19 protein-coding genes and 4 pseudogenes are annotated in these 22221 nt (G+C 61.3%); 6 read left to right on the top strand and 17 right to left on the bottom strand.

Features of this window, described 5'->3' with window-relative positions; translation table 11 throughout:
* The 8 genes from ACTXGA_RS23620 to ACTXGA_RS23580 form a co-directional block, all read right to left on the bottom strand.
* Positions 1 to 477 (bottom strand): hypothetical protein, encoded by a 477-nt coding sequence (locus ACTXGA_RS23620; RefSeq protein WP_443397173.1) that lies wholly within the window; start codon positions 475 to 477, stop codon positions 1 to 3.
* Positions 478 to 758: 281 nt separating this feature from the next.
* On the bottom strand, positions 759 to 1418 hold the full coding sequence (locus ACTXGA_RS23615) for an RNA polymerase sigma factor (protein WP_443397172.1): 660 nt from the start codon (positions 1416 to 1418) through the stop codon (positions 759 to 761).
* Between the two features lie 70 nt (positions 1419 to 1488).
* Positions 1489 to 2949 carry a hypothetical protein gene (locus ACTXGA_RS23610; RefSeq protein WP_443397171.1) on the bottom strand — a complete coding sequence of 487 codons (1461 nt, stop codon included), beginning with the start codon at positions 2947 to 2949 and terminating at the stop codon, positions 1489 to 1491.
* A 270-nt stretch (positions 2950 to 3219) separates the two neighbouring features.
* Positions 3220 to 3504, bottom strand: a complete 285-nt coding sequence (locus ACTXGA_RS23605; protein ID WP_407590742.1) for a hypothetical protein — start codon at positions 3502 to 3504, stop codon at positions 3220 to 3222.
* A 189-nt stretch (positions 3505 to 3693) separates the two neighbouring features.
* A complete protein-coding gene (locus tag ACTXGA_RS23600; RefSeq protein WP_443397170.1) occupies positions 3694 to 6039 on the bottom strand; it encodes a hypothetical protein in 2346 nt (781 codons plus the stop codon).
* Positions 6036 to 6341 carry a hypothetical protein gene (locus ACTXGA_RS23595; RefSeq protein ID WP_443397169.1) on the bottom strand — a complete coding sequence of 102 codons (306 nt, stop codon included), beginning with the start codon at positions 6339 to 6341 and terminating at the stop codon, positions 6036 to 6038. Before ACTXGA_RS23595 ends, ACTXGA_RS23600 begins: the two co-directional genes overlap by 4 nt.
* A 2-nt stretch (positions 6342 to 6343) precedes the next feature.
* Positions 6344 to 6811, bottom strand: a complete 468-nt coding sequence (locus tag ACTXGA_RS23590) for a hypothetical protein (RefSeq protein WP_443397168.1) — start codon at positions 6809 to 6811, stop codon at positions 6344 to 6346.
* A 261-nt stretch (positions 6812 to 7072) separates the two neighbouring features.
* On the bottom strand, positions 7073 to 7258 hold the full coding sequence (locus ACTXGA_RS23580; protein ID WP_443397166.1) for a hypothetical protein: 186 nt from the start codon (positions 7256 to 7258) through the stop codon (positions 7073 to 7075).
* Between the two features lie 834 nt (positions 7259 to 8092).
* Between ACTXGA_RS23580 and ACTXGA_RS23575 the strand changes: the two are divergent.
* From ACTXGA_RS23575 to ACTXGA_RS23565, 3 pseudogenes are all read left to right on the top strand, one after another.
* Positions 8093 to 9496 (top strand): annotated as a pseudogene (locus ACTXGA_RS23575) (DUF6880 family protein); the annotation flags it as partial.
* 11 nt (positions 9497 to 9507) lie between these two features.
* Positions 9508 to 9908 (top strand): annotated as a pseudogene (locus ACTXGA_RS23570) (transposase); the annotation flags it as partial.
* A 424-nt stretch (positions 9909 to 10332) separates the two neighbouring features.
* Positions 10333 to 10455, top strand: a pseudogene (locus ACTXGA_RS23565) (histone deacetylase family protein); the annotation flags it as partial.
* Positions 10456 to 10609: 154 nt separating this feature from the next.
* Here the strand turns inward: ACTXGA_RS23565 and ACTXGA_RS23560 are convergent.
* The 8 genes from ACTXGA_RS23560 to ACTXGA_RS23525 form a co-directional block, all read right to left on the bottom strand.
* Positions 10610 to 11737, bottom strand: coding sequence for a Gfo/Idh/MocA family protein (locus tag ACTXGA_RS23560; protein WP_443397165.1), 1128 nt, complete (start codon positions 11735 to 11737; stop codon positions 10610 to 10612).
* Positions 11737 to 12795, bottom strand: coding sequence for a sugar phosphate isomerase/epimerase family protein (locus tag ACTXGA_RS23555; RefSeq protein ID WP_443397164.1), 1059 nt, complete (start codon positions 12793 to 12795; stop codon positions 11737 to 11739). Before ACTXGA_RS23555 ends, ACTXGA_RS23560 begins: the two co-directional genes overlap by 1 nt.
* A gap of 133 nt (positions 12796 to 12928) precedes the next feature.
* Entirely contained in the window at positions 12929 to 14050 is a 1122-nt protein-coding gene (locus ACTXGA_RS23550; protein ID WP_443397163.1) for a Gfo/Idh/MocA family protein, read from the bottom strand.
* Positions 14051 to 14062: 12 nt separating this feature from the next.
* Entirely contained in the window at positions 14063 to 14812 is a 750-nt protein-coding gene (locus tag ACTXGA_RS23545) for a sugar phosphate isomerase/epimerase family protein (protein ID WP_443397162.1), read from the bottom strand.
* Between the two features lie 42 nt (positions 14813 to 14854).
* On the bottom strand, positions 14855 to 15940 hold the full coding sequence (locus ACTXGA_RS23540) for an ABC transporter ATP-binding protein (RefSeq protein WP_443397161.1): 1086 nt from the start codon (positions 15938 to 15940) through the stop codon (positions 14855 to 14857).
* Positions 15941 to 15951: 11 nt separating this feature from the next.
* The gene (locus ACTXGA_RS23535) at positions 15952 to 16881 is read right to left on the bottom strand and encodes a carbohydrate ABC transporter permease (protein ID WP_443397160.1); all 930 of its coding nucleotides are present in this window, start codon (positions 16879 to 16881) and stop codon (positions 15952 to 15954) included.
* Positions 16874 to 17767, bottom strand: coding sequence for a carbohydrate ABC transporter permease (locus tag ACTXGA_RS23530; protein ID WP_443397159.1), 894 nt, complete (start codon positions 17765 to 17767; stop codon positions 16874 to 16876). The genes ACTXGA_RS23535 and ACTXGA_RS23530 overlap by 8 nt, the downstream gene beginning before the upstream one ends.
* A gap of 72 nt (positions 17768 to 17839) precedes the next feature.
* Positions 17840 to 19072 carry an ABC transporter substrate-binding protein gene (locus tag ACTXGA_RS23525; RefSeq protein ID WP_443397158.1) on the bottom strand — a complete coding sequence of 411 codons (1233 nt, stop codon included), beginning with the start codon at positions 19070 to 19072 and terminating at the stop codon, positions 17840 to 17842.
* Positions 19073 to 19278: 206 nt separating this feature from the next.
* Between ACTXGA_RS23525 and ACTXGA_RS23520 the strand changes: the two genes are divergently transcribed.
* From ACTXGA_RS23520 to ACTXGA_RS23510, 3 genes and pseudogenes are all read left to right on the top strand, one after another.
* Positions 19279 to 20310 carry a LacI family DNA-binding transcriptional regulator gene (locus tag ACTXGA_RS23520; RefSeq protein ID WP_443397176.1) on the top strand — a complete coding sequence of 344 codons (1032 nt, stop codon included), beginning with the start codon at positions 19279 to 19281 and terminating at the stop codon, positions 20308 to 20310.
* A gap of 369 nt (positions 20311 to 20679) precedes the next feature.
* A complete protein-coding gene (locus ACTXGA_RS23515) occupies positions 20680 to 21021 on the top strand; it encodes a hypothetical protein (protein WP_443397157.1) in 342 nt (113 codons plus the stop codon).
* Positions 21022 to 21293: 272 nt separating this feature from the next.
* Positions 21294 to 21710 (top strand): annotated as a pseudogene (locus ACTXGA_RS23510) (type I restriction endonuclease); the annotation flags it as partial.
* Positions 21711 to 21785: 75 nt separating this feature from the next.
* Here ACTXGA_RS23510 and ACTXGA_RS23505 read toward each other — a convergent pair.
* A partial coding sequence (locus ACTXGA_RS23505) for an ATP-binding protein (protein ID WP_443392036.1) occupies positions 21786 to 22221 on the bottom strand: 436 nt, incomplete at its 5' end.

Raw genomic sequence — 22221 nt, 5'->3', positions numbered from 1 at the left:
TCACCTATCCGAGAGCTTGATCTTCAAATGGTCGACGAGGTCAGCCGCCTTCGGCTGGTCTTTTCCCAAGAAGACAAGCGCTTCGTCGTTCGCCTTCTTCAGTTCTCCAACGTTCTGACCGTCAGCGTCAAATACGCCGATGACGCTGTCGCCAGAGTCCACACGTACGATGTGCGCTCTTCCATCCTTTCGGAACAGTGCCCTAAGCCGCGCTACAGTGTTGTCGTCGATTTTCACGACGACCGACAACCAGCCACGATAACCGGCGCGGCTGAAGGCAGCGAGACGCTGATCTTGCGGTAGAACAGCGGAAACGGAAGTCCAGTTCTCCGATGCCGACCTCTTTGGTAGCAAAGAAACCGACCGATCAGGTGGGTAAGACTCCTCAGACGGCGCGTTAGTGTCAGCCGCGCGGGCAACGGAAGATGAAGCGCCGTCTTCGCCGTCGATAACGACGGGTTCGTCGTAGTGTTTCATGACCTCTGTGTACGGGATCCCCAGTTCGTCTAGGGCCGAACGCAAGCCTTTCTCAACCTCGTCATCCAGGGAGCAAGACCCTGAAGGCTTTGCATCCCGTTCTTCAAAACTCTCTCTACTATCCAGTTCATCAAGTCTGTGCGCTCGATCCAGAGCCCAGTCGATTACTGAAGCTAGATTTGGTTTATTTGACTGCCTAGGCATTTTATTTACTCCAATGCGTGGGGTGATGACCCCAAAGTCCAGTGCCGCTCACTGGTTATTGTCCCAATTGGCAAGACTCACGGAGGCCTAGCATCGAGGTTAAGGTAGTCTTGGATCTGCTTCTGGACGTCTTCTCTCTCAAGGAGTCCTTGAACTTTCTTGACGTAGACTTCTGCACGTTGAAGGCTTTTTCCGATTTCTTGTGCGATCTCACGATACTTCAAGCCGTCAAGTACTCTGAGCAGCCACGCCTCGCCTTCGATACTCCTTATGAGACGCAGCGCCACTAGTGCATCCACAGCATCCTCGGCAATTTCGAAGAAGGCCCTCCGTTCGTCATCTTGCTCAATATCACCATCTAACGGGCCCGGATGCTCATTTTCTTCGTTCTCCTGTCTTTCTTTCCGTGTCTTAAGTTGTCCACAAAGTGTCGCCTCGTCTTTTCTCATCCGGGAATTAATGAGGCCCCATATGCGCCCCCCATATCTCTCGAAATCAACGCCCTTCGTGTCTTCTTTCAGGATACACTCATTAAAGGGTGGCTTACCTCTCTCGATCATGCCCGGAATTGCAGTCACTACCATGGATACGAATTTCTCCCGAAACCCCGTGTCGTCACGGAACAGCTTCTTTGCGCGGGATTCGATTTCCGGTAGGTGCTTTTTTATTACGCGGGCCGCGATCCTCAATTGAACCTCTTTGGAATAGGGGCACGGCGGATGCTTCTTTTCTGTCATGACATTCACTCCTGGATTGGATAACTACCTTTCAGCAAAGAATTCTCAATCAGTTCGCTACAACATCAGTTCATCCCTCCATTGCTCGCAACGAATGTTCATCTCTCTCGACCTGCCGGAGGATCTGGTCCGCCTCTCTAGGCCAGCGGAAGAGGTCGAACTCGGTCGCATCCTCGAAGGCCGGCCCACGGGCAAGTGTCCAGCCGCGGTCGAGGTCAGCAAGCGGGACACGGAATAGCACAGGGCGACTTTCACCAAGAAACCGTACGAAGCGCATGGCATCAGCGCGCGCTTCCGGTGCGCCGTCGTTGGGTACGGCGATGAACCTGCCACGCCTCCCTGCCTCGACAAGGTAGAGGCTGGCGGCCCGGATCAGCCAATGGGCATGTTCTATGTCACGATCAGTCAATTTCTCGGTCGCCCCCTCCTTGAAGAACCGCTGCGCCATGGTCGGAATACGCCCAAGACGACGTTGGCGAGCAGCCTCTCCGAGAAGCAGGATAACAATAACGAACTCGAGCACAAAAGCCGCTTTCAGTGGTCCGTCGCTGATCCCGCCGGGACACGGTTGCCCGCCCCAAGCCAACTCACCGACACGGGCGACCACGCAGCCGAGGGCGTCTGAAAGATCGACCTGCTGTTCGCGTGGCGCGGTGGAGGGAAGATCGACCCGTTCCGCGGACCTTGTGGCAAGGGCGGCCAGACGCGCGGCGAATTCCTGGTCTTCGCAGATCAACCGGCGCGGTTCACCTGTCTCGGGATCTATGACGGTGTCGCCCGTCTCGGGGTGAACGTCGATCAGTTCCCTGCCGAACTCATCGGCCAGCGAGCGCAGACGGTCCGCCATCCGTCGCTGTTCGGTGTTCGCCTGAAGACGCACGGCTTGAGCATAAAGATCGCGCTGAACCACGATGTCTGCGGCGGTAGACATCGCGATGGAGATGTCGCGTGCGCGGGACTCGAGTTCCGCGGCAACGACGTCGATCTCGGCAAGTTCGCGCGCATGGCGCTGCCGCATCCGGCACAGCGGGCCGCAAGTACCGCCGGGATTTGTATCATTCGTGCAAGTCCCGCCCTGCCGCGTTTCCGTCGCCGCAAGTTGAGCGGCGTCCTCTGAAAGGCCGAGGAGATCCGCGCGCAAGTCGGCGAAGTCGCTCGCAAAGGCGCGCATCGGAACGACTGTGCCCGCGACCTCCTGCTGCTGCTGGCCGAACACCAGGTCGCTATAGCTGGAGACGAGCATCGCGCCACCCGCACCCCCGAGCCAACTCAGGCTACTCATCGTTACGCCAACGAACAGGTTGAACGGGGCACGAAGGATCCCCTCGGAACCCGCCCGCCACCAAGCTTCATGCAGGAGGCCCTGGATCACGACGCTTCCCAGCCCAGCAAGCCCAGCGGCCGCCAGCCAACTATAGTCGTGCGGGATGAGCCGATCCGACCATGGCTCCAGCAGCGTGAAAAAGCCGGCGCCTGTAAGCGCGGCCGAAACGCCGTTGAGCAGCACGGTGAATGTCTTGATCTTGCTCATGATCAGCCTTGGTTCCAGCCCCTCGCGGGCACATCCGTCGCTTTTGCCTTGGTGTGCCGCCCGCCCCGAAAACGGGGCGGACGGCAGGGCCACCGCCAGGCGACCAGGAAGCCGAGGCTGGCTTCAATCAATCAGTCGAAACACGACGCCGTTTTTCCCGCGGGCCGTACATTTTTTTCTCGGGGGCGCGATATTCGCGTTGAACGCCGTTTTTTGGGATGGGCCGGTGGCGTTCCTGCCCAAGCCAGAACGTCTCGGGCTGCATGACGATCAGTTCCGGAACCGAAGCGGCTTACGGCGGTGCGCGCAGGTCATCACGCGGCCATCTTCCGCAACGACGAGGTATGCATCGAGTGCGCGCTCGATGCGGGCATAGACCTTGTCACCGAGATCTTCGCGGGCCTTCCGGCGCGCTGCCTGATCCATGTAGATGACTTCAGCGCCGCCGCGGATCTTGGCGACGCCGTAGTCAAGAAGGATCGCCATCGTTTCCCGGCGGATGCCTCTCTGGTTGGCACGTGTTTCGGCATGAGCCGTCAGGGTCACCGTTTCCATGTTGTCGTCCTCCTCCGCTGGAAGGCCGCCACGACAGTTTCGGCGGCTTTCAAGGGATCAGTCGAAGCGCATGGCAAGTTTTCCCGCGGGAATGCTGCAAGTAGACTTGGCCGGTCTGGGATCCGCGCATCATGGTCAGGGCGAAACATATGAGACCGTCCGATCAACCGCTCGAGCCGCCATTCGCGGTCACCGTTCCGGGCGTTGATCGCCGAGTCCCGACAAGGCGGCCGCGATCATTTCGCCAAGTTCTCTTGCGGTGATGGCACCGACCGGTTGCTGGGCGATCGAGCTTTCGATGCTGGCGAACACGACGAACTGCCGGTCGCCACATGACACGACAACTGTCGCCGTGCGGGAGCGCGCGGGTCCGCCGCCGGCGATCTCGGTGGTGCCGGTCTTCCCAAGCGTCGGGGTGCATCCGAGAGGACGCAATTGGTCATGGAGACGCCGGAGCGTACCGTTTTCTTCAAACGGTGCCGAGAACAGCGCAGCAGTTTCACGAACGACATCTGCTTCGTAACCGACGGCTTCAAGATCCACCGATCGAGCCGGATAGCCGTCAAGCACCATCAGGCCCTCGGTCGCGGGGCGGGAGCCGTCAGCAGCTCGAGCGACGGCGGCGAACAGCGCCATGAAGCGTTCGGGAGGCGCCCGGCGACCGAAGCCGAGGGCCGCGCCTCCTGGTCCGGCCGGTTCCCCGAGGAACCCGAGATTGGTCTCTAGGACGCTCATCTCAAGAGCATGACGGCGCGCGACATCGACCCAGGGGAGATTCATCGATCTTCCCAAGGCCTCGCGAACGTCGACCCATCCCGAAGGAGAGCGGGTGGTGCAGTCATCAACCGGCGCCGGACCAGACGTGTTCGTGATGGAGCCGTAAATCCTGTTGCAGAGCCTTGACTCGCCATGGCGTGCTGCGATCAGCGCGAGCAGCGCCTTGTGTTGGCTTCCGAGCCCGAACGCTGGCGCCAGAGCGACAGCGTGCGATGCATCTTCTTCAGAGAAGGGCCCAAGAAGAGATCGATGACGGTTGGTGAAGGCGACGCGCAAGGGAAGGGCCTCGTCGTCGATTTCGGCGACCGCCACGAGGTAATCCGCCCGCACATCGCAGTTTCCCGCAAAGCAAACTCCGGGAGCGAGCCGGTACGACAGCTGGTCAAGAACATCGCGCACAGTCTCTTGGGCTACGGTCTGCGCTTCCACGTCGAGCGTCAACTGCGCGTCGGACAGCGGTTCGGCGATCCCCGCCGCGCCGAGAGCATCGCGCACATTTATTGCGGAGCCGCCCGGCAGAGCGGAAAGCATCGACGATGGGTTTCGGAACGCTTCGATGACCTCGTAGGCAAGCAGGCGTTCCTCGTCGTTTCTGGCGAGCCTCGTTGCGCAGACCCGTGCCCGAGCACGGGCACGTTCGTACCGTCGATCGACGTGTGCGCCGAAGACGGGAAGATCCTGATACAGGTTAAATGTGGATGCCGCCGCAAAGAGGCACACCTCGCCCAAGTTTCCGGGTGGACCGCCGAACAGCAGTTCAGCCGCTAGTGCGCCCGCCAGTGGACGACCCTCGCCATGGATCACCGTCATGCGTTCGGCGAGGAAATGCGCGCGCGCGTTCTCGTCCATGCCCATGGTTCTCGCCACGAATACCATGGCGGCACCGACGTTGCGTACTTTGTCGAGCGGTTCGTCGACGCGTCCGGGCTGCCCGACCAATGCTTCAAAAGCGGACAGGACGGGGCCGCTGCCACGTGGCTGGAGAAAGGTCGGTCTTTCACCTGCCAACCAGCGGTTCAGTACTTCCTCGCGGTCGAGGCCTCTGATCGAGCGCTCGATTTCGAAAGCTGCACCTCGGACGAGGCCAACCAGATCCTGTCCGAACAATGTCAGCGGCGACCGCGCCCATCTGCCCTCGAGAACCGCAATAGCCTCTGCCACGCGCAGCGCTGTCGCGTCGTTGAAGGGGGCGGTGAGATGGCCGGACGTACAAGCGCCCGAGGGATCAACGGGAATGGTCCCGACGAAACTCCCGGTGTCGTCGCGGAGCATCACGGCGTCGCCGCATCGAAGCGCGATTTCCGCGCGAGCCGCGAGGCCGCTGGGCAATGTGGAGACGACGGGCCCAAGGACGGGCTCGGCGGCGTAGTATCCCGCCACCTTCAGGAGCGCGAGGAATATAAGAAACCTGAGAGAACTCTGCCATCTAGGGCGCCAGCCCGTCGCCTGCCGAACCGGTATGCTCGGGTAAGTGCCTCGACCTTGCGAAACATCGACCGGTTCGCTCTTCCTGCCCCATGGCGATCGCCGACGCAGAAGGTTGTGGATCTGGACGGACGGGACCAGCCTCCGAAGAAATGCGCGACGACGCTTTCTGTTCAAGCGACAGAGAAAGCGCTCCAGATCGGACTTTCGGTAGGCATCGAAGGTGGCTTCGCGGCGGGCTTCATCCGAAAGGAAACGGTCGACGATCTGGTCGATCTGATCGTCTGACAACCGGCTGCCGAGATGCTTCTTGTTGTGGAAGGGCGCGTTCATCGACGCCGCCTCCGACCAGCTCTTCCAAGACCTTCGACAAGACCGACCGCGGCCTTCGCGAGAAGCGCGCCGGTCAGGAAACCCTGCGTTGCGAGCTGTGATAGCCTTTCGGCGGCGAACTCGAAGAACGCAGTCGGTCCCGATGGATCCATCGCGATGGTCCAGACGAGCCCGCCCGCAAGGGAAGTAGCCACCAGAGTGGCCACGACGGGATTGCGGAGGAGCACTGAAAGAACGAGGCCCGATGCAGCGCCAGCCAGCACGTGACCGTAATCGAATGCGAAGAGCGGCGTATCGACCATGATCAGCGCCTCGCCATCCGGTGTGCGACCGCACCAAGAATTCGAAGTGCCCGAGCCGGTCCCCGCCACAGGATGAAGAAGATCGTCCCGACGATTGCTGCCGCCAGCAGGGTACCGGCCGTCTGCTCGCCCACGACCAGCGTCAGAACGCCTTGCACGGCGCCGAGGAGCAGAAGCGCGATCGCCGCCGGTGCCGTCCATGTTGGCACTCCCGCGAGAATCTCCGACGCGACTGCGAGCTCTGCCAGTACCAGCATCACTGCGCCAAGCAGGGCGAGCCGGGCGCCGGTCATTGCCGCAACGGCACCGGCAAGAAAGGCGGCCGCCGTGATGGGGTCGATCACGCCGAGCAAGTGCGCTAACAAGGGATCAATAGCTTCAAATACTTCCGAAACCCAATCGCCGGCGTTCTTGGCGACGGCTTCGTCAAATGCCGACAAGAAGTTCGCGCTATCCACCTTCACCTCCATTCTTGAGTTCCACATCCAGTCAGTCGAAGAGAGGTCTGAGTTTTCCCGCGGCTGAGCAGTTGGTGAACACGTTGAAGGGGCGTTCGAGAAGGTCGTGGCACCGCTTGGCCGTCCAAAGCGGCGTGGGGCGCGCGCTATTCGGTGCAGTAGCAATTCGGGATGGCAGCCGGTAGAACGGCTGAATGTTCGCGGCCAATCCCCGGCGAAGAGGGCGCGACACGGAACGTGTGACGGTGTCGTGTTTCCTAGATGCCCGTTACGTCAAGCGCTTTGACGGTTGTTGATCTGATCGAGGCGACGAAGTTCTCGCCGGCCAAGTTCACGGGCACGGCTGGGGCAGGAGGATCGTGCGAGGACGTGCAAGCCGCCATCCAAGGGCGCGATGTAGGCGAAGAAGCCCTGCGCATCTGCGCCGACATAGATCGGAAAGATCGAGAAGCTGGCCAAGATGTTGCTCCATAAGATGTTCACGTGCTGTGCCGCCACAGCGTGAAGAGCGGCACACCATGACAGTCGAAAGGATGTTGTACATTTCCCGCAGGGTGCTCGGGCTGGGGGCCGACTTGCAGGCGGGAGAGAGCATGTCGACGCGGTGGTATTCCTATCCTCTGACAGCAGAGCGCTGCGTCAGCCATGCGGTGTCCCGCATTTTCAGAATGGCAGGGCATGCATGCGAGAGGGCAACATCTTGGTTATCGATCTCGCCGAGTATGTGGTCGAGGTCACAGCACTGGATCGGGGGTTCGTCCTGTTCCACGAAGGTTGCCACGATTGCTTTCGCGAGATTAGCTACCAGCCGCGATTGAACCGGATGGCCGCACGAACCAATGCTTGATCCAATTATATCAGTGACTTACGTGCCAGAGAACGTTCGCTCCCAGGCCCATCCCCTCCGCCACTACATGCTGATTTTGTTGAGTAATTCCAGCTTTTGCCATTCGTACCCGCCAATTCGCCCGCCATCCCAATTGCGCTTGGAAGCGACGCGTTGCGACATGTCCTGCGACTGGAGCAGGCGTGGGCAAATCCGTTCCGACAGAGTGCGGCGCGGCTGTCCATCTCCCATTGGAGATGTTTGTGCCAGGTAAGCGTTTCGAACGTGGCTTGATCACGCTCGGCCCTCGATAGTCCTATACGGCCTCGCAAGCGCCCCATTGCAATCCTCGGATCCTTCCGCAGCGTTTCACCAGTGAAGCTCCAAGGCTTGCCTCAACGATCTGGCCGAGGCAGGAAGGATTGCGGAGAATTCAAATCTGAGGCTTACGCAGGGCCCGCAAACCCGCCCTTTCCACCGACCAATTGAAAGACCTCGGTGTCGAGAAGCTTGCACAGCTGGTGCTGGACGAAGCAGAGCGTAACGCCGGATTTCGGCGGCAGCTCAAGGCGGCGCTGGCCGGCAGGTCCGGGCCTCAGGCCATTGCCAAGCTGGTCGACCGGCGGCTCTCGGGGCTGGCGCGGGCCAGGAGTTTCATCGAATGGGACAAGGCACGCGCCTTTGCCGAGGATCTGCGCAGCCTGACCGATACCCTGACCTCTCAGTTGGGCGTCGCCGCGCCGGGGCTGGCGGTGGATCGGCTGCTGCGCTTCATCGCAACGCATGAACAGGTGTTCGAGCGGGTCGATGATTCCTCGGGCCGTATTCAGGACGTTTATTACCAAGCAATCGCCGCGACCGGCGACTTGGCGCCGCGACTGACGACCGCGGAGAAAGATCAGCTGCCCGAGAAGATCATGACCGCACTTGGCGAAAGCACGCACGGTTACCTGGCCGATGTCACCGCCGCCGTTGCGCCGCATCTGCCGCACGACGGCTTGGCGCGCTGGGATGCCCAGCTGAAAAAGGCCATCGCCGAGCGGCAGGCCGAGGAGGCGGCGCGCCCGCGCGAGGGGTGGTTCTATTCAATGACCTCGCAATGGGCCGGGATGCGCCAGACCATTGCCGGGGCACGCGGGGATCTTGATTTGCTCATCGCGCTGGAGGCGGAAAAGCGCCCGCACATGCAGGATACTCTGGGCATCGCGGCGCAGCTTCTGGAGGTCGGGCGCAGCGCCGAGGCGCTCGACTGGGTGCGCAAACCGGGGCGGCACGCTTTTGTTGAGGACGAGGGGGATATGTCCCCGGATAAAGTCAGCTTGGAGGCACGCATCTTGGAGACCCTGGGCAATGCACCTGCCGCGCAGGCCTTGCGCTGGCGGTGTTTCGAGGCCACCCTGTCGGCTGAGGTCCTGCGCGACTACCTTGGTCAATTGCCAGATTTTGAGGATATCGAGGCCGAAGACCGGGCCCTTGCCTATGCCCTGGACATGGCCGCGCCCGAGGCGGCCCTGCAGTTCTTTCTGGACTGGCCTCGGACGGATCTGGCGGCCAAGCTGATCATGATGCACCCGGACCATTGGGACGGTGGCGACTGGCACATCCTGCCCAAGGTCGCGTCGGTTCTTGAGCATGACCATCCGCCGGCGGCGACGATCCTCTACCGAGCCCTTCTGGACGACATCCTGACCCGCACGCGGTCCAAGGCCTATGGGCATGGCGCGACATACCTCGGGAAACTGGCCCTGTTGGCGGAAAATGCCGATGCCAACCGCCCCGGCGAAATGGCCGACCACGCCACATATCTTGCCGAGCTCAAACAGGCGCACCACCGGAAATCAGGGTTCTGGGCGCGTGTCGGGGAAGCATGAGCAGTGACGCAGAAGGTCACGCCCTCAAGCAGTTCCGCAGGAAATACTCCAATCCGAACCGGAGCCCGACCGGCAAGGGCACCGCGAAGTACCGTGCTCTGAAACTGACCTGCCAGGCTTGCCCATCCAAGCCCAAATGCTGCCCCAACCGACGCCAGATCGATCACCCGTGAAGACCACGAAGATGCGCAACAAGTTGCCAGGGGTTTATCCAAAACCGATGAAGGCGTGATTGCGATGAAGTTGCGGAAGACGGCCGAGATGCTCTTTGCCCACCTCAAGCGGATCCTTGGGGTGAACCGGCTCTGATTACGTGGACCATGCGGCGCAAACGACGAATTTCTCCTCGCCGAAACCGTCCAAAAACCTCGGCAAACTGGCCAGGATCTTTCCTGCACCGCAGCAACCGCGGAAAACCCGACAGGGAGGGCGCTCGCGCACTGAAATCGATACCACTTTCTGCGTCAGCAAAACGATGTTTCTCCGCAGAAAGGGCGGAAAGCGGGAATTAGCTGCAATTGCGAACGATTTCCTTTCCGACAGCGAAAACCGCCATTCACCCAAAGAGCGGCTTGCTAGCTTATTCTACAGGCGCGAAGCGGTCTACTGGGCGTTTGATACCGTGAACCATTTTGTCGCGCCGTCACCAATGTGGCCTTCTTGCGGAGGATGCGCATGACCGGTGGGCTGAGTCGGGAGCAATCAAAGGCGAGGCCGTCGGTATCTGCTCGGCTGCGTCGGGCGAGCGCGCATTCCGACCGTCCGCTGGGGGGATGCCAAGGACATCGGCGGCCCTGCGGACTACCTGGGTTTGCGTGCGGCGAAATACGTCACCGGCGCAGCACCTGCGCGAACGTGGCGCCGGTCGCGTGGCGATTCTGGATATCGGTTTCCACCACGGCAACGGCACCCAAGATATCTTTTACGCCCGCGACGATGTCCTGTTCACCTCGCTACACGGCGTCGCGAACGCCTTCACGGACGGGCGGCGGTTCCAGGTCATCGTGGATAACATGTGACGCCGCCAGCCAAACAATTGATCTTCCGCCGCCTGCGCGTTGAGCGCGACGTGCTGGCAGACGGCCCGCTCCTCATTGAGGCAAGCGGCGGGCATCAAAAGCCGACCCAGACCCCATTTTCCCGTGACGAGGCAACGCAGGCGGCGATGAACCGCATGCCGTGCAGCCCGTCGCCGATGCCGGGCGCGTGCACGCCGTCGGGCAGGGCGCCGGCCTTGGCCGCGCGCACCATGGCTGCGGCTTCGGAATAGATTGTCGCGAAGCCTTCGAGGTAGCCTTCCGGGTGGCCCGGCGGCACGCGCAAATTGCGTTGACCGGCGGGCGTGGCGCCCGCTCCGCCACGGGTCAGGATCTGTTTCGGTTCGCCAAAACGATTGAAAATCAATGAGTTGGGGTTTTCCTGCAACCAGTCCAGCCCGCCCTTGGTGCCATAGATGCGCAGGCGCAGCGCGTTTTCATTGCCTACGGCCACCTGTGAAGCCCAGAGCATGCCCTTGGCCCCGCCTTGAAAGCGCAGCATGACATGCACGTTGTCGTCCACCTGCCGCCCCGGCACGAAAGCGTCGAGATCGGCCGACAGCGCCTCGACCTCGAGTCCGCTGACGTAGGAGGCGAGGTTGAAAGCGTGTGTGCCGATGTCGCCCACGCAGCCACCGACGCCGGAGCGTGCAGGATCGGTGCGCCAGTCGGCCTGTTTACTGTGGGACTCTTCGGTCAGCCAGTCCTGGGCGTATTCCACGTGCACCAGCCGGATCTTGCCCAGCTCGCCGCGGGCGACCATCTCGCGCGCCTGACGGATCAGCGGATAGCCGGTGTAATTGTGGGTGAGGATGAAAAGTTTTCCGCTGTCCTCGACGGTCTTTGCAATGGCTTCTGCGTCCTCGGGCTTTGCCGCGAGCGGCTTGTCGCAGATCACGTGGATGCCAGCCTGAAGGAAGGCGATCGCCGGGGCGGAATGCATGTGGTTGGGCGTGACGATGGCCACCGCGTCGATGCCGTCGGGCCGGGCCGCCTCGGTGCGGGCCATCTCGGCGAAGTCGGTATAGGCGCGGTCGGGGGCGATGCCGAGATCCGCGGCCGAGGCGCGGGCGCGCGCGGCATCGGAACTCAGTGCCCCGGCCACCAGGTCCCATTGCCCATCGATCCGCGCCGCAATGCGGTGTACGCCGCCGATGAAGGCGCCCTGGCCGCCGCCCACCATGCCCAGTTTCAGCTTGTCCATCAGTCGATCCCCAGCATACGGCGCAGTTGCGCGCGGTCGGTCGTGCCCCCGGCGAAATCGTCGAACGCCTTGTCGGTCACCTCGATAATGTGGCTCTGGATGAAGGACGCTCCCTCGGCGGCGCCCTGTTCGGGCGATTTCAGGCAGCATTCCCATTCCAGCACGGCCCAGCTGTCATAGCCGTATTGCGCCAGTTTCGAGAAGATGCCGGAGAAATCCACCTGGCCGTCGCCAAGCGACCGGAACCGCCCGGCGCGGTTGGTCCAGCCCTGGTAGCCGGAATAGACGCCCTGGCGGCCATCGGGGTTGAACTCGGCATCCTTGACGTGAAAGGCGCAGATTCGCTCGTGGAAGAGGTCGATGAAGCTCAGGTAGTCCATCTGCTGCAGCAGGAAATGCGAGGGGTCATAGTTGATCCGGCAGCGTTCGTGGTTCGTGCAGGCATCCAGGAACATCTCGAAGGTTGCGCCGTCGAAGACATCCTCGCCGGGGTGAAACTCGAACCCGATGTCGATGCCGTTGTCTTCGTAGTGGTCGAAGATCGGCATCCAGCGGCGGGCCAGTTCGGCAAAGGCTTCCTCGATCAGCCCTGCCGGGCGCTGCGGCCAGGGGTAGAGGAAGGGGAAGGCAAGCGAGCCGGTGAAGCTGACGGTGGTGGTCAGCCCTAGTTTGCGCGCGGCGACGGCGGCCTTCTTCACCTGATCGACCGCCCATTGTTGACGGGCCTTGGGATTGCCCTTCACCTCGGCCGGGGCGAAAGCGTCGAAGGCCTCGTCATAGGCGGGGTGGACGGCGACAAGTTGGCCTTGGAGGTGCGTGGAAAGCTCGGTGATCTCGACACCGGCGTCGGCGCAGATGCCCTTGATCTCGTCGCAATAGGTGTCGCTTGTCGCGGCCTTATCGAGATCGAAGAGCCGCGCGTCGAACGTGGGGATCTGGATGCCCTTGTACCCCAGGTCGGCGGCCCATTTGGCGATGTTTTCCAGAGAGTTGTAAGGGGCGTCGTCGCCCGCGAACTGGGCGAGGAAAAGCGCGGGGCCTTTGATCAGACCGGGCATGGTGTGTCTCCCATAGTGTCGGAATAACGGACGAAGGCAAAGCGGCGACAGTCGGGCACCGGGGAGGGCACATTGAGCCTGTCCTCCCCGGCAAGGCGTTCCGAAAGGGTTCGGCGGCGGGCGAACATCTCCGTCAGACCAGCAGCGCGCGCGCCGCGTCCGGGGTCAAAGCCTCGGGCCGGTTGCAGCTGGTGGCAAGCTCGATCACCCGGTTCTCCTCACCAGAGGTCAGGATCGCGGTCATCACTTCGACTACGTGCAGTGCGAAATCGAGGTTGCAGCGGTGGGCGCGGCCCTCGAGGATCGCCAGCCCCATGTCGGCCAACCCAGCACAGCGGTAGTTGGCGCGTTCGTCCTCGTTGGCCACGGCGAAGGGATGATCCCAGTGCTCGGTGATGTTGACGAAAGCCGCCTTGTCGGTCATCCGCACTTCACCGCCAAAAAAGTTCGGATCGGGGATGTGGAGCGTGCCGGTCTGTCCGTAAAGCTCCATGTTCGAATGCCCGTGCTGCCAGACGTCCCAGCTTGTGCCGTAAAGGATCTGCGCGCCGGAGGCGAACTGCAGGATCGCGTGGATGGTGGTGGGGGTCTCGACCTTGATCTTCTCGCCCGCGCGGGGTTGCGAGGTGATGGTGCGGTATTCAGATGCGCTTGACGACATCGCCGTCACCCGCGCCACCGGCCCAAGCATTTGCACGAGGTTCGAGATGTAGTAAGGCCCGAGGTCCAGCACTGGGCCGCCGCCCGGCTGGAAGAAGAAGTCGGGATTGGGGTGCCACATCTCCATGCCGGGGCTTTGCACGAAACAGGTGCCCGAAGTGATCTGCCCGACCGCGCCGGTATCGACCAGGTGCCGGGCCAGCTGATGGGCGCCGCCGAGGAAGGTGTCGGGGGCGGAGCCGACGCGCAGGCCCTTGGCGTCGGCGATCTTCTTCAGCGCGAGTCCTTCTTCGGCCGACAACACGAACGGCTTTTCGGAATAGACGTGCTTTCCGGCCTCCAGCGCGCGTTTCGACACTCCGAAATGCGCCGCCGGGATGGTCAGGTTGAGGATCATGTCCACGTCATCGGCAGCCAGCAAGCCGTCGACGGTTTCGGCCCGCAGGCCAAATTCCTCGGCCCGCGCCTTGGCTGTCTCAGCATTCAGGTCGGCACAGGCGCGCATCTCGATGCCGTTGAAGAGCGGCGCGAGGCGCATGTAGGCGGCGGAGATATTGCCGCAGCCCAGGACGCCAATTCCCATTGTCTTGCTCATCGTCTTGGCCTTTCAGAGGGTCTTGAAGGTGGCGATGGAGCGTTCGGCAAAGCGCGCGACGTCGGACGGCTTGTCGTGCTCCATGACCAAGATATCGACGCCGATGCCACGCAGCGCGTCCATGTAGGTTTTCCAGTCAAGCGTGCCGTGGCCGAGGTCTGCCCAGCCGTCCTCGTCCTCGCATTGGCCTTTTGGGGCGATGTCCTTGACATGCGCCGCGGTGATGCGGTCCTTGTGATTCTCAATCCAGACCAGAGGATCGGCCCCGCCGCGCACCACCCAGGCGACGTCGATTTCCCACTCGATGGACGGCGCGTGCTCAAAGATCAGGTTCATCGGGATGGCACCGTTTTCCAGCGGCATGAATTCCCAGTGGTGGTTGTGCCAGCCAAAGCGCAGGCCCGCGTCCTGCACCCGCTTGGCGGCTGTCTCCATGCGTTTGGCCAGCGCGATCCAGCCCGCCGCATCGCCGCCATCGCGCAGATCATCTTCTGGCGCGGGGCAATAAAGCTGCTTGATGCCCAGCGTGCGGGCGGTTGTGATGGTCTTGTCGAAGTCATCCTCGAAATTGCTGATCGGGAAGAAGTGAGCCGAGGGCATGGTCAGCCCGTTGGCGTCCAGCATGGCCTTGGTCTCGGCGGCGTCTTCGTAGTTCGCGCCGAAGCCTTCGACCCGGGTGTAGCCCAGTTTGCCGAGCAGTTCGAAAGTGTCCTTCCACGAGGTGTAATCACGCGCGGAGTAGAGTTGGAACGAGGCGTTCATTTTTATTTATCCCGTAATATCAGATTTTTGGGCGGGGTTCGGTCAGAGCCGCTCCTCGGTTGTCTTGTCGAACAGGTTGACCCGCTCAGGCGAGAAGCCGATCAGGATTTCGTCGCCGTCGGAGATAGTGGACTGGCCATCCACGCGCACCCAGAACAACTGGTCCGCCACCTTGACCCGGACCAGTGTGTCCGAGCCGAGCGGTTCGACTAGGCGCACTGTCGCGTTCAACTGGATGGGACTAGCCGCCGCGGCCTCACCGGTCGCGATATGCTCGGGGCGGATGCCCAGCCAGGCGGGGCCGCCGACGGGACCGTTGAGGAAGCCGTAGCCCTGAAGCGCAAAGTCGCCCGAGGCGCAAGTGAATGTCGGCGCTCCCGAGGTGTCGATCACCCCTTCGAGGAAGTTCATCGACGGCGAGCCGATGAACTCGGCGACGTATTTGTTGGCCGGGTTGTTGTAGATTTCGTTGGGCGAAGCCAGCTGCAGGATCAACCCGCCGCGCATGATGGCGATGCGATCGGCCAGCGTCATCGCCTCAATCTGGTCATGCGTGACGTAAATCATGGTGTTATCGAGCGTCTGGTGAAGCTCCTTGATCTCGGCCCGCAGGTCGGTGCGCAGCTTTGCGTCGAGGTTCGACAGCGGCTCGTCGAAAAGGAACACATCCACGTCGCGCACCAGCGCCCGGCCGATGGCGACCCGCTGACGCTGGCCACCCGACAAAGCGGCAGGCTTGCGTTTCAGCAGCGGTTCGATCTGCAGCACCTTGGCGGCGCGGGCGACCCGCTTGGCGATCTCGTCCTTCGAGAACCCGGCGTTCTTCAGCCCGAAGGTCAGGTTCCCCTCGACCGTCATCTGCGGATAGAGCGCGTAGGACTGGAACACCATGCCGATGCCGCGCTTCGACGGTTCCTCCCAGGTGACGTTCTTGCCGCCAATCCAAATCTGCCCGTCGGTGATGTCCAGCAGCCCGGCGATGCAGTTCAGCAGGGTGGACTTGCCGCAGCCGCTTGATCCCAGCAGCACCAGGAATTCGCCCTGTCCGATATCGAGGTTGAGGTCTTTCAGAACCTCGACCGCGCCGAAACTGAGGTCGAGATGTTTGATTGAGATGCTCGGTTCCATGTGCAGGGTCCTCAGCCTTTGACCGCGCCAGCGGCGATGCCGCGCACGAAGAGTTTTCCGGAGACGAAGTAGATGGTCAGCGGCACCAGCGCCGTGATGATCGTGGCCGCCATGTTGACGTTGTATTCCTTCACCCCTTGGGTGGAGTTGACGATGTTGTTCAGCTGCACGGTCATCGGATAGGTTTCCGGGCCGGTGTAGACCACGCCGAACAGGAAATCGTTCCAGATGCCGGTGACTTGCAGGATCGTCGCCACGGTAAAGATCGGCAGTGACATCGGCACCATGATCTGGAAATAGATCCGCCAGAACCCGGCACCGTCGACGCGGGCGGCCTTGAACAACTCTTCGGGCAGCGCCGAAAAGTAGTTGCGGAACAGCAGCGTCAGGATCGGCATGCCAAAGATCGTGTGCACGATCACCAGGCCGGTCAGCGTGCCGTACAGGCCGATTTCGCGCAACATTATGACCATGGGGTACAGCATCACCTGATAAGGGATAAAGGCGCCAAAGATCAGGATGGTGAAGAAGGTGTTCGCCCCCTTGAACCGCCAGTTGGCAAGCGCATAACCGTTCACGCTGGCGATGATGATCGAGGCGATGACCGAGGGCACCGTGATCCGCACCGAGTTCCAAAAGCCCTGGGACAATCCGTTGCAATTCAGCCCGGTGCAGGCTTCGGCCCAGGCCTTGACCCATGGTTCAAAGGTCACTTCGACCGGCGGCGAAAACACGTTGCCCAACCGGATTTCCGGCATGCCTTTCAACGAGGTCACGATCATCACATACAGCGGCAGCGCATAGTAAACCGCGACGAGGAACAGTGTGCCGTAGAGGAAAAAGTTGCGGCGCGAGAACCGCTTGCGGGGTTTCGGGCCTTGGGGGCCGTCAAATTCGTGACTCGCCTGTGCGGCGGCGACGGTGGTGGTGACATCAACCATGGCGCTTCTTGCCTCCGAATTCGAGATAAGCCCAGGGGATGACGACAAGCGCGACCATCAACAGCATCATGGTCGAGGCGGCAAAGCCCTGTCCTAGGTTCTGGCCGCCGAACATGCTGTCATAGACGTATTTCGCGGGCACCTCTGTGGCGATGCCGGGGCCGCCGCCGGTCTGGGCAACGATCAGGTCATAGACCTTGACGATGCCAGTCACGACCAGCACCAGCGTGGTGATAAAGACCGGGCGCATCATCGGAATGACGATAAAGACATAGGTTTTCCAGGCCGGGATGCCGTCGACACGGGCGGCCTTCCAGACGTCCTGATCAATGCCGCGCAGACCCGCCAGCATCAGCACCATGACCAGCCCGGACCCTTGCCAGAGACCGGCAAACAGCACGCCAAAGATGGCGATCGAGGGGGTATATAAGGGATCGAAGGTGAAACTTTCCCAACCCAGCCCGCGCACGATGTTCTGAATGCCGAACTCGGGGTTCAGGATCCATTGCCAGACCAGACCGGTGACGATGAAGCTCATGGCATAGGGGTACAGGATGATCGTGCGAATGGTGTTTTCAAACCGGATCTGCTGATCAATCAGCGCGGCAAGGATAAAGCCGATCACAAAGGACAGGATCAGCATGCACGCGCCATAGATCGCGAGGTTCTCGATCGAGACCAGCCACTTGTTGGTCGACCAAAGCCGTTCGTACTGATTCAGACCGACCCAGTTCAGCCGTGGCAGCAGCCCCGACTTGGTAAAGGAATAGACAACGGTCCAGACCGTGCCGCCGAGAAAGACAAAGAGCGCGGTAACGATCATCGGGATCGCGGCGATCTTGGCACTTTTGTTGCGCAATAGTTGATTGGGGCGTGAAGACGCCATGGCTCCCCCTCGCGGCAGCTTTGTCGGGGCCGGTCCGCGGGTGTGCGGACCGGCCGGTTCTGAAGGGTGGGGTTATTCGGCGTATTCGATCAGAGCGACAAAGCGCGCCTGTGCCGCCTCGGGCGTCATCGAGGGATCGGCGAAGAACTCGGTGAAGAGCGTGGCGATCTGCGTGCTGGTGTCCTGGGTGATCAGCATGTCGGTGTCAGGCAGCAGCGCGCCATCCGCCAGCAGTTTCAGGCCCTTCTGCATGCAGTCGTTGGCGGCCGACAGGTCGATGTCACCGCGCACCGGCAGCGAACCTTTCTTGAGGTTGAAGGCCACCTGGGTTTCCGGCTTCAGCAGGGTCCTGGCGAGTTCAGTCTGGGCCTCGATCTCGGCCTCGTCACTCAACACCGGGAAATAGAAGGCGTCACCACCGGTCGAAAGACGCGGGTTCACGCCCAGCCCGGGAAGGCAGGAGTAATCCTCGCCCGCAGTCAATCCGGCCACCGAAAATTCGCCCTGCGCCCAGTCGCCCATGATCTGGCCGCCCGCCTGACCGGTGATGACAAGGTTGGTGGCGTCGTTCCAGTTCTGCACCTTGGACTTGTTGGACATTCCGCGGGCCACGGCGGCCGCTTCGAACACGCGCGCCACTTCCGGCCCGGCAGCGATTTCGGGATCCTTGTCGCCAAAGACGCCAAGATAGATCTCGCTGGGCAGCAAGCTGGCCATCATGACGTTGAAAGCGCCTTGCTGCTGCCATCCCTGCTGGCCCATCGCAAGCGGGATTTTTCCGGCCGCTTCCAGTTGCGGCGCGGAGGCGACGAACTCCTGCCAGTTGGTCGGCACCGGGATGCCCGCATCCCTATAGGCCTGGTGTCCGACCCAGAGCCACTGCCACGAGTGGATATTTACCGGCGCGCAATAGATCCGGCCGTCGACGGTGCAGGCCTCAAGCAGCGAGGGCGGGTTGACCAGGTCGGTCCAGCCTTCGGCCACGGCAATGTCGGTGATGTCGCGCAGCAGGCCCGCTTCGATCAGTTCTTCGGCTTGGCGGCCGTGGTTGAACTGGAACGCGCCCATCGGGTCGCCGCCAGTCAGACGGCTGATCATGATCGGGCGGGCGGTCGAGCCGGACCCGGCGATTGCTGCATCGACCCATTTGTGACCAGTGGCGTCGAACGCCTTGGCAAGCTCACCCACTGCCGCGGCCTCGCCGCCGGAGGTCCACCAGTGCATGACCTCCAGGTCGGTAGCCTGTGCGGTGCCGGCAGCCGCAAGCGCGGTGCTGGCGATCAGAATTGCGCGAAGTTGTTTCATGTAGTCCTCCCTGTGGGCTCTCCCAGAGGCCCGGTCCTGCGTTTCGGGGGCTGCGAAGTTCTCACCTCCCCACCTATGAAATCGTTTACATTGGGAGTAAAAGCAGATTTATTGACGCCTGTAAACGATTACATGATACGTAGGCAGAAAACCTAAACGCGGCAAAGACCGCCAGGGGACGGCCGAAGGGGCGAGGTGTGTTGAAGATGATCAGGAAAGCGGCCAAGATTCAGGATGTTGCGCGAGCGGCGGGGGTATCGACAGCCACCGTGAGCCGGGCGCTGTCAAACCCTGATCTGTTGACCGAAGCGACCCGTAAAGCCGTCCATGAGGCGATCCGAACCACCGGCTACCGGGCGAATCGCTCCGCGCGCAACCTGCGCAAACAGAGCGCCGGGGCGGTGCTGGTGCTGGTGCCGAATCTGGGCAACCCATTCTTCTCGCAGATCCTGGCCGGTATCAGCGCCGGGTTTGCCAAGAGCGACTACTCGGTCCTGATCGCCGAGACCGCCTCCGGTCCACAACGCGACCGGCAACTGGCGGATTATTTCGGCGGCGGCCGGGTCGACGGCATGATCTCGCTGGACGGCTCGCTGGAAAGCACGACGTTGGAGGTAATCGCCAATGCGGGCGTGGCGGACCGGGTGGTGTTTGCCTGCGAATGGGTGGCTGGCGCCAGCTTTCCCTCGGTGCGCTCGGATAACGAAAAGGGCGCGCACCTCGCCGTGCAGCATCTCTATGACCTGGGCCACCGCGATATCGCCCATGTCACCGGCCCCAAGGGCAATGTCCTGACCCGCGCGAGACGGCTGGGCATGCTGGCCGAACGTGCGCGCCTGGGCCTGACGGTACGCGACGAATGGATCATCCGCGGTGATTTCTCGCTCGAATCCGGTCTCGCGGCAGCGAAGGAGATCGTGGCGATGAAACAACGTCCCACGGCAGTGTTCTGTGCCTCCGACATGGTGGCATTCGGGCTGATCTCGGGGCTGACCGAGGCCGGGGTGTCGGTGCCGGGCGATATCTCGGTCGTCGGGTTCGACGATATCGAAATGAGCGCCTTCTACGTCCCGACCCTGACCACCATCAGGCAGGACCGTCGAAGCCTGGGCCTCAAATCGGCGCAATTGCTGCTCGATCAGTTAGACAATCCTGCAACTCCCGTGCCCGCCGCGTCGGCGGAAATGACCGACGTTGAACTAGTCACGAGGAACAGCAGCGCTCCTCGGAAACTCTAGATCATCCCGGGCGTCAAGTTCAGACCGTAGCGATCTTGCGGCTGCAGCGAACGGCGGGTTCGGCGGGCCGCGCCGCAGCATCACAAGAGCCGGTTAAAGGTCTGGAAAGGGCCGATCGCGCTCGCGGGGTTTGCGTTTCAACTGCGAAATAGCTGTGCTTCGTCGCGGTCAAGAAGCAGTTTTCGGCGAAATTTTGCGGTTAAGTCCATGGTGTATTTTGCCGACAACCGCTTGCAACGTCGCTTGTTCGACCGTCTGGCTTCCGGACATGTCCTGCGCCAAAACCCGCGGCGCTCCTGGACCAAGCGGCCCACGTCCCGCCAAGAAGTTCAAAACCTGAGACGCGTTTTCAAGTGACATGCCTGTGTGATGCTGGAGCGCCGCCTTGAGTTCGGCAATGTCGTGCCCGGCGAACAAAGAAGCCTTGCGGCGTTCGATCCGGTCATAGGCGACCTCCACTGGGCCAAAACGGCAGATTCCATGTCTCCTCGGCAACTTCCTTCACGGGTGTTATCCATTCCTTTTGCGGCTGGCCAGGGTCGCGATGATCTTGTCGATGTTCATGCGGCCTTAGTGCTGTTTGTGGTTTTGTCTCGAGCGTCGGCGATACCGATGTCGGCGCCGGAGATCAGGGCGGAACAGCGCTTCCGCAGCAGGGCTGAGGGGGGCTCGGCTTCAGCGATACAAATGGCCAGTGGGTCGATAAAATGAGCACGGCTGTGCGAGGCTTTTTCTTCGTCTTGCGTGCTAGCTCCTTCGTGTTCACGGAGAGGTGCCGTTTGTGAACCTACAAAAGTTGGACGGGGAGAATTCCCCCCGACGGGACGCAACCTTGGCTTTCCTGTTCTAGAATGCAACTTTTCAATCCACGGAACGGTCCGGCAATCGACGCATGGCAACAATGGCTGCGCACTTGAGTTTCACCCGGCTGACCAAGTAGCGTCAGGCAATACTTTTTTCATAGACCGGATTTGCAGGGTAAAATGAATAAACGGAGTTTGAGCGAGCGCGATATCTGCACAAAGTTCATCACGCCGGCCCTTGTCTCAAGTGGGTGGAACATCACCACCCAGATCCGTGAAGAGGTCAGCTTTACCAAGGGGCGGATCATCGTACGGGGCAAGATGGTCAGTCGCGGTGAAGGCAAGCGCGCCGACTATATTCTTTCGGCCAAACCCAACATTCCGATCGCGATCATCGAAGCAAAAGACAACAAGCAACCCATCGGTGGCGGTATGCAGCAAGCGCTTGGCTATGCCGAAACGCTGGATATCCCGTTCGTATTTTCCTCGAACGGCGACGGCTTTGTGTTCCATGACCGGACGGGCGCATCACCTGATGTCGAGCGGACCCTGGGATTGGATGAGTTTCCGAGCCCTGAGGAGCTTTGGTACCGCTACAAGTGTTGATTTCCGCTGAGAAGTGACCCGGTTTTTTCACCGAGATTTGACCCACCCTTGTTTATTCCTCGGCGGTCATGTTGTGGTCAATGCCGGCGTCTCCTTTCTTGTTTTCTTGGCGGCTTCGGAACTGGCTTTGAAGCGGTAGCTGTCGTTGCCGGTTTCCAGGATGTGGCAGCGGTGAGTGAGCCGGTCCAGGAGCGCGGTTGTCATCTTTGCATCCCCGAAGACCTGCGCCCATTCCGAGAAGCTGAGGTTTGTGGTGATGATTACGCTGGTACGCTCGTAGAGTTTGCTCAGGAGGTGGAACAGAAGCGCGCCGCCTGATGAACTGAACGGCAGGTATCCCAGCTCGTCGAGGATGACCAAGTCGACCTTGGTGAGCATCTCGGCCATTTTCCCGGCTTTTCCGAGCGTCTTTTCCTGTTCCAGCGCGTTGACGAGTTCCACCGTCGAGTAGAAGCGAACCTTGCATCTGTGATGCTCGATAGCCTGAACGCCGATGGCCGTT

The organism is Antarctobacter jejuensis (genome assembly GCF_052266595.1).
Lineage (GTDB): Bacteria > Pseudomonadota > Alphaproteobacteria > Rhodobacterales > Rhodobacteraceae > Antarctobacter > Antarctobacter jejuensis.
The sequence above is the reverse complement of the archived record's forward strand: the minus strand, read 5'-3'. Positions and strand labels throughout refer to the sequence as shown.

What these genes read in the sequence shown, in the direction of transcription:
- ACTXGA_RS23595 (WP_443397169.1), bottom strand. Translation starts at nt 6,341, where the DNA reads ATGGTCGATACGCCGCTCTTCGCATTCGATTACGGTCACGTGCTGGCT.
- ACTXGA_RS23520 (WP_443397176.1), top strand. Translation starts at nt 19,279, where the DNA reads ATGATCAGGAAAGCGGCCAAGATTCAGGATGTTGCGCGAGCGGCGGGG.
- ACTXGA_RS23540 (WP_443397161.1), bottom strand. Translation starts at nt 15,940, where the DNA reads ATGGAACCGAGCATCTCAATCAAACATCTCGACCTCAGTTTCGGCGCG.
- ACTXGA_RS23545 (WP_443397162.1), bottom strand. Translation starts at nt 14,812, where the DNA reads ATGAACGCCTCGTTCCAACTCTACTCCGCGCGTGATTACACCTCGTGG.
- ACTXGA_RS23535 (WP_443397160.1), bottom strand. Translation starts at nt 16,881, where the DNA reads ATGGTTGATGTCACCACCACCGTCGCCGCCGCACAGGCGAGTCACGAA.
- ACTXGA_RS23560 (WP_443397165.1), bottom strand. Translation starts at nt 11,737, where the DNA reads ATGGACAAGCTGAAACTGGGCATGGTGGGCGGCGGCCAGGGCGCCTTC.
- ACTXGA_RS23515 (WP_443397157.1), top strand. Translation starts at nt 20,680, where the DNA reads ATGCTGGAGCGCCGCCTTGAGTTCGGCAATGTCGTGCCCGGCGAACAA.
- ACTXGA_RS23550 (WP_443397163.1), bottom strand. Translation starts at nt 14,050, where the DNA reads ATGAGCAAGACAATGGGAATTGGCGTCCTGGGCTGCGGCAATATCTCC.
- ACTXGA_RS23620 (WP_443397173.1), bottom strand. Translation starts at nt 477, where the DNA reads ATGAAACACTACGACGAACCCGTCGTTATCGACGGCGAAGACGGCGCT.
- ACTXGA_RS23615 (WP_443397172.1), bottom strand. Translation starts at nt 1,418, where the DNA reads ATGACAGAAAAGAAGCATCCGCCGTGCCCCTATTCCAAAGAGGTTCAA.
- ACTXGA_RS23610 (WP_443397171.1), bottom strand. Translation starts at nt 2,949, where the DNA reads ATGAGCAAGATCAAGACATTCACCGTGCTGCTCAACGGCGTTTCGGCC.
- ACTXGA_RS23525 (WP_443397158.1), bottom strand. Translation starts at nt 19,072, where the DNA reads ATGAAACAACTTCGCGCAATTCTGATCGCCAGCACCGCGCTTGCGGCT.
- ACTXGA_RS23600 (WP_443397170.1), bottom strand. Translation starts at nt 6,039, where the DNA reads ATGAACGCGCCCTTCCACAACAAGAAGCATCTCGGCAGCCGGTTGTCA.
- ACTXGA_RS23530 (WP_443397159.1), bottom strand. Translation starts at nt 17,767, where the DNA reads ATGGCGTCTTCACGCCCCAATCAACTATTGCGCAACAAAAGTGCCAAG.
- ACTXGA_RS23605 (WP_407590742.1), bottom strand. Translation starts at nt 3,504, where the DNA reads ATGGAAACGGTGACCCTGACGGCTCATGCCGAAACACGTGCCAACCAG.
- ACTXGA_RS23590 (WP_443397168.1), bottom strand. Translation starts at nt 6,811, where the DNA reads ATGGAGGTGAAGGTGGATAGCGCGAACTTCTTGTCGGCATTTGACGAA.
- ACTXGA_RS23555 (WP_443397164.1), bottom strand. Translation starts at nt 12,795, where the DNA reads ATGCCCGGTCTGATCAAAGGCCCCGCGCTTTTCCTCGCCCAGTTCGCG.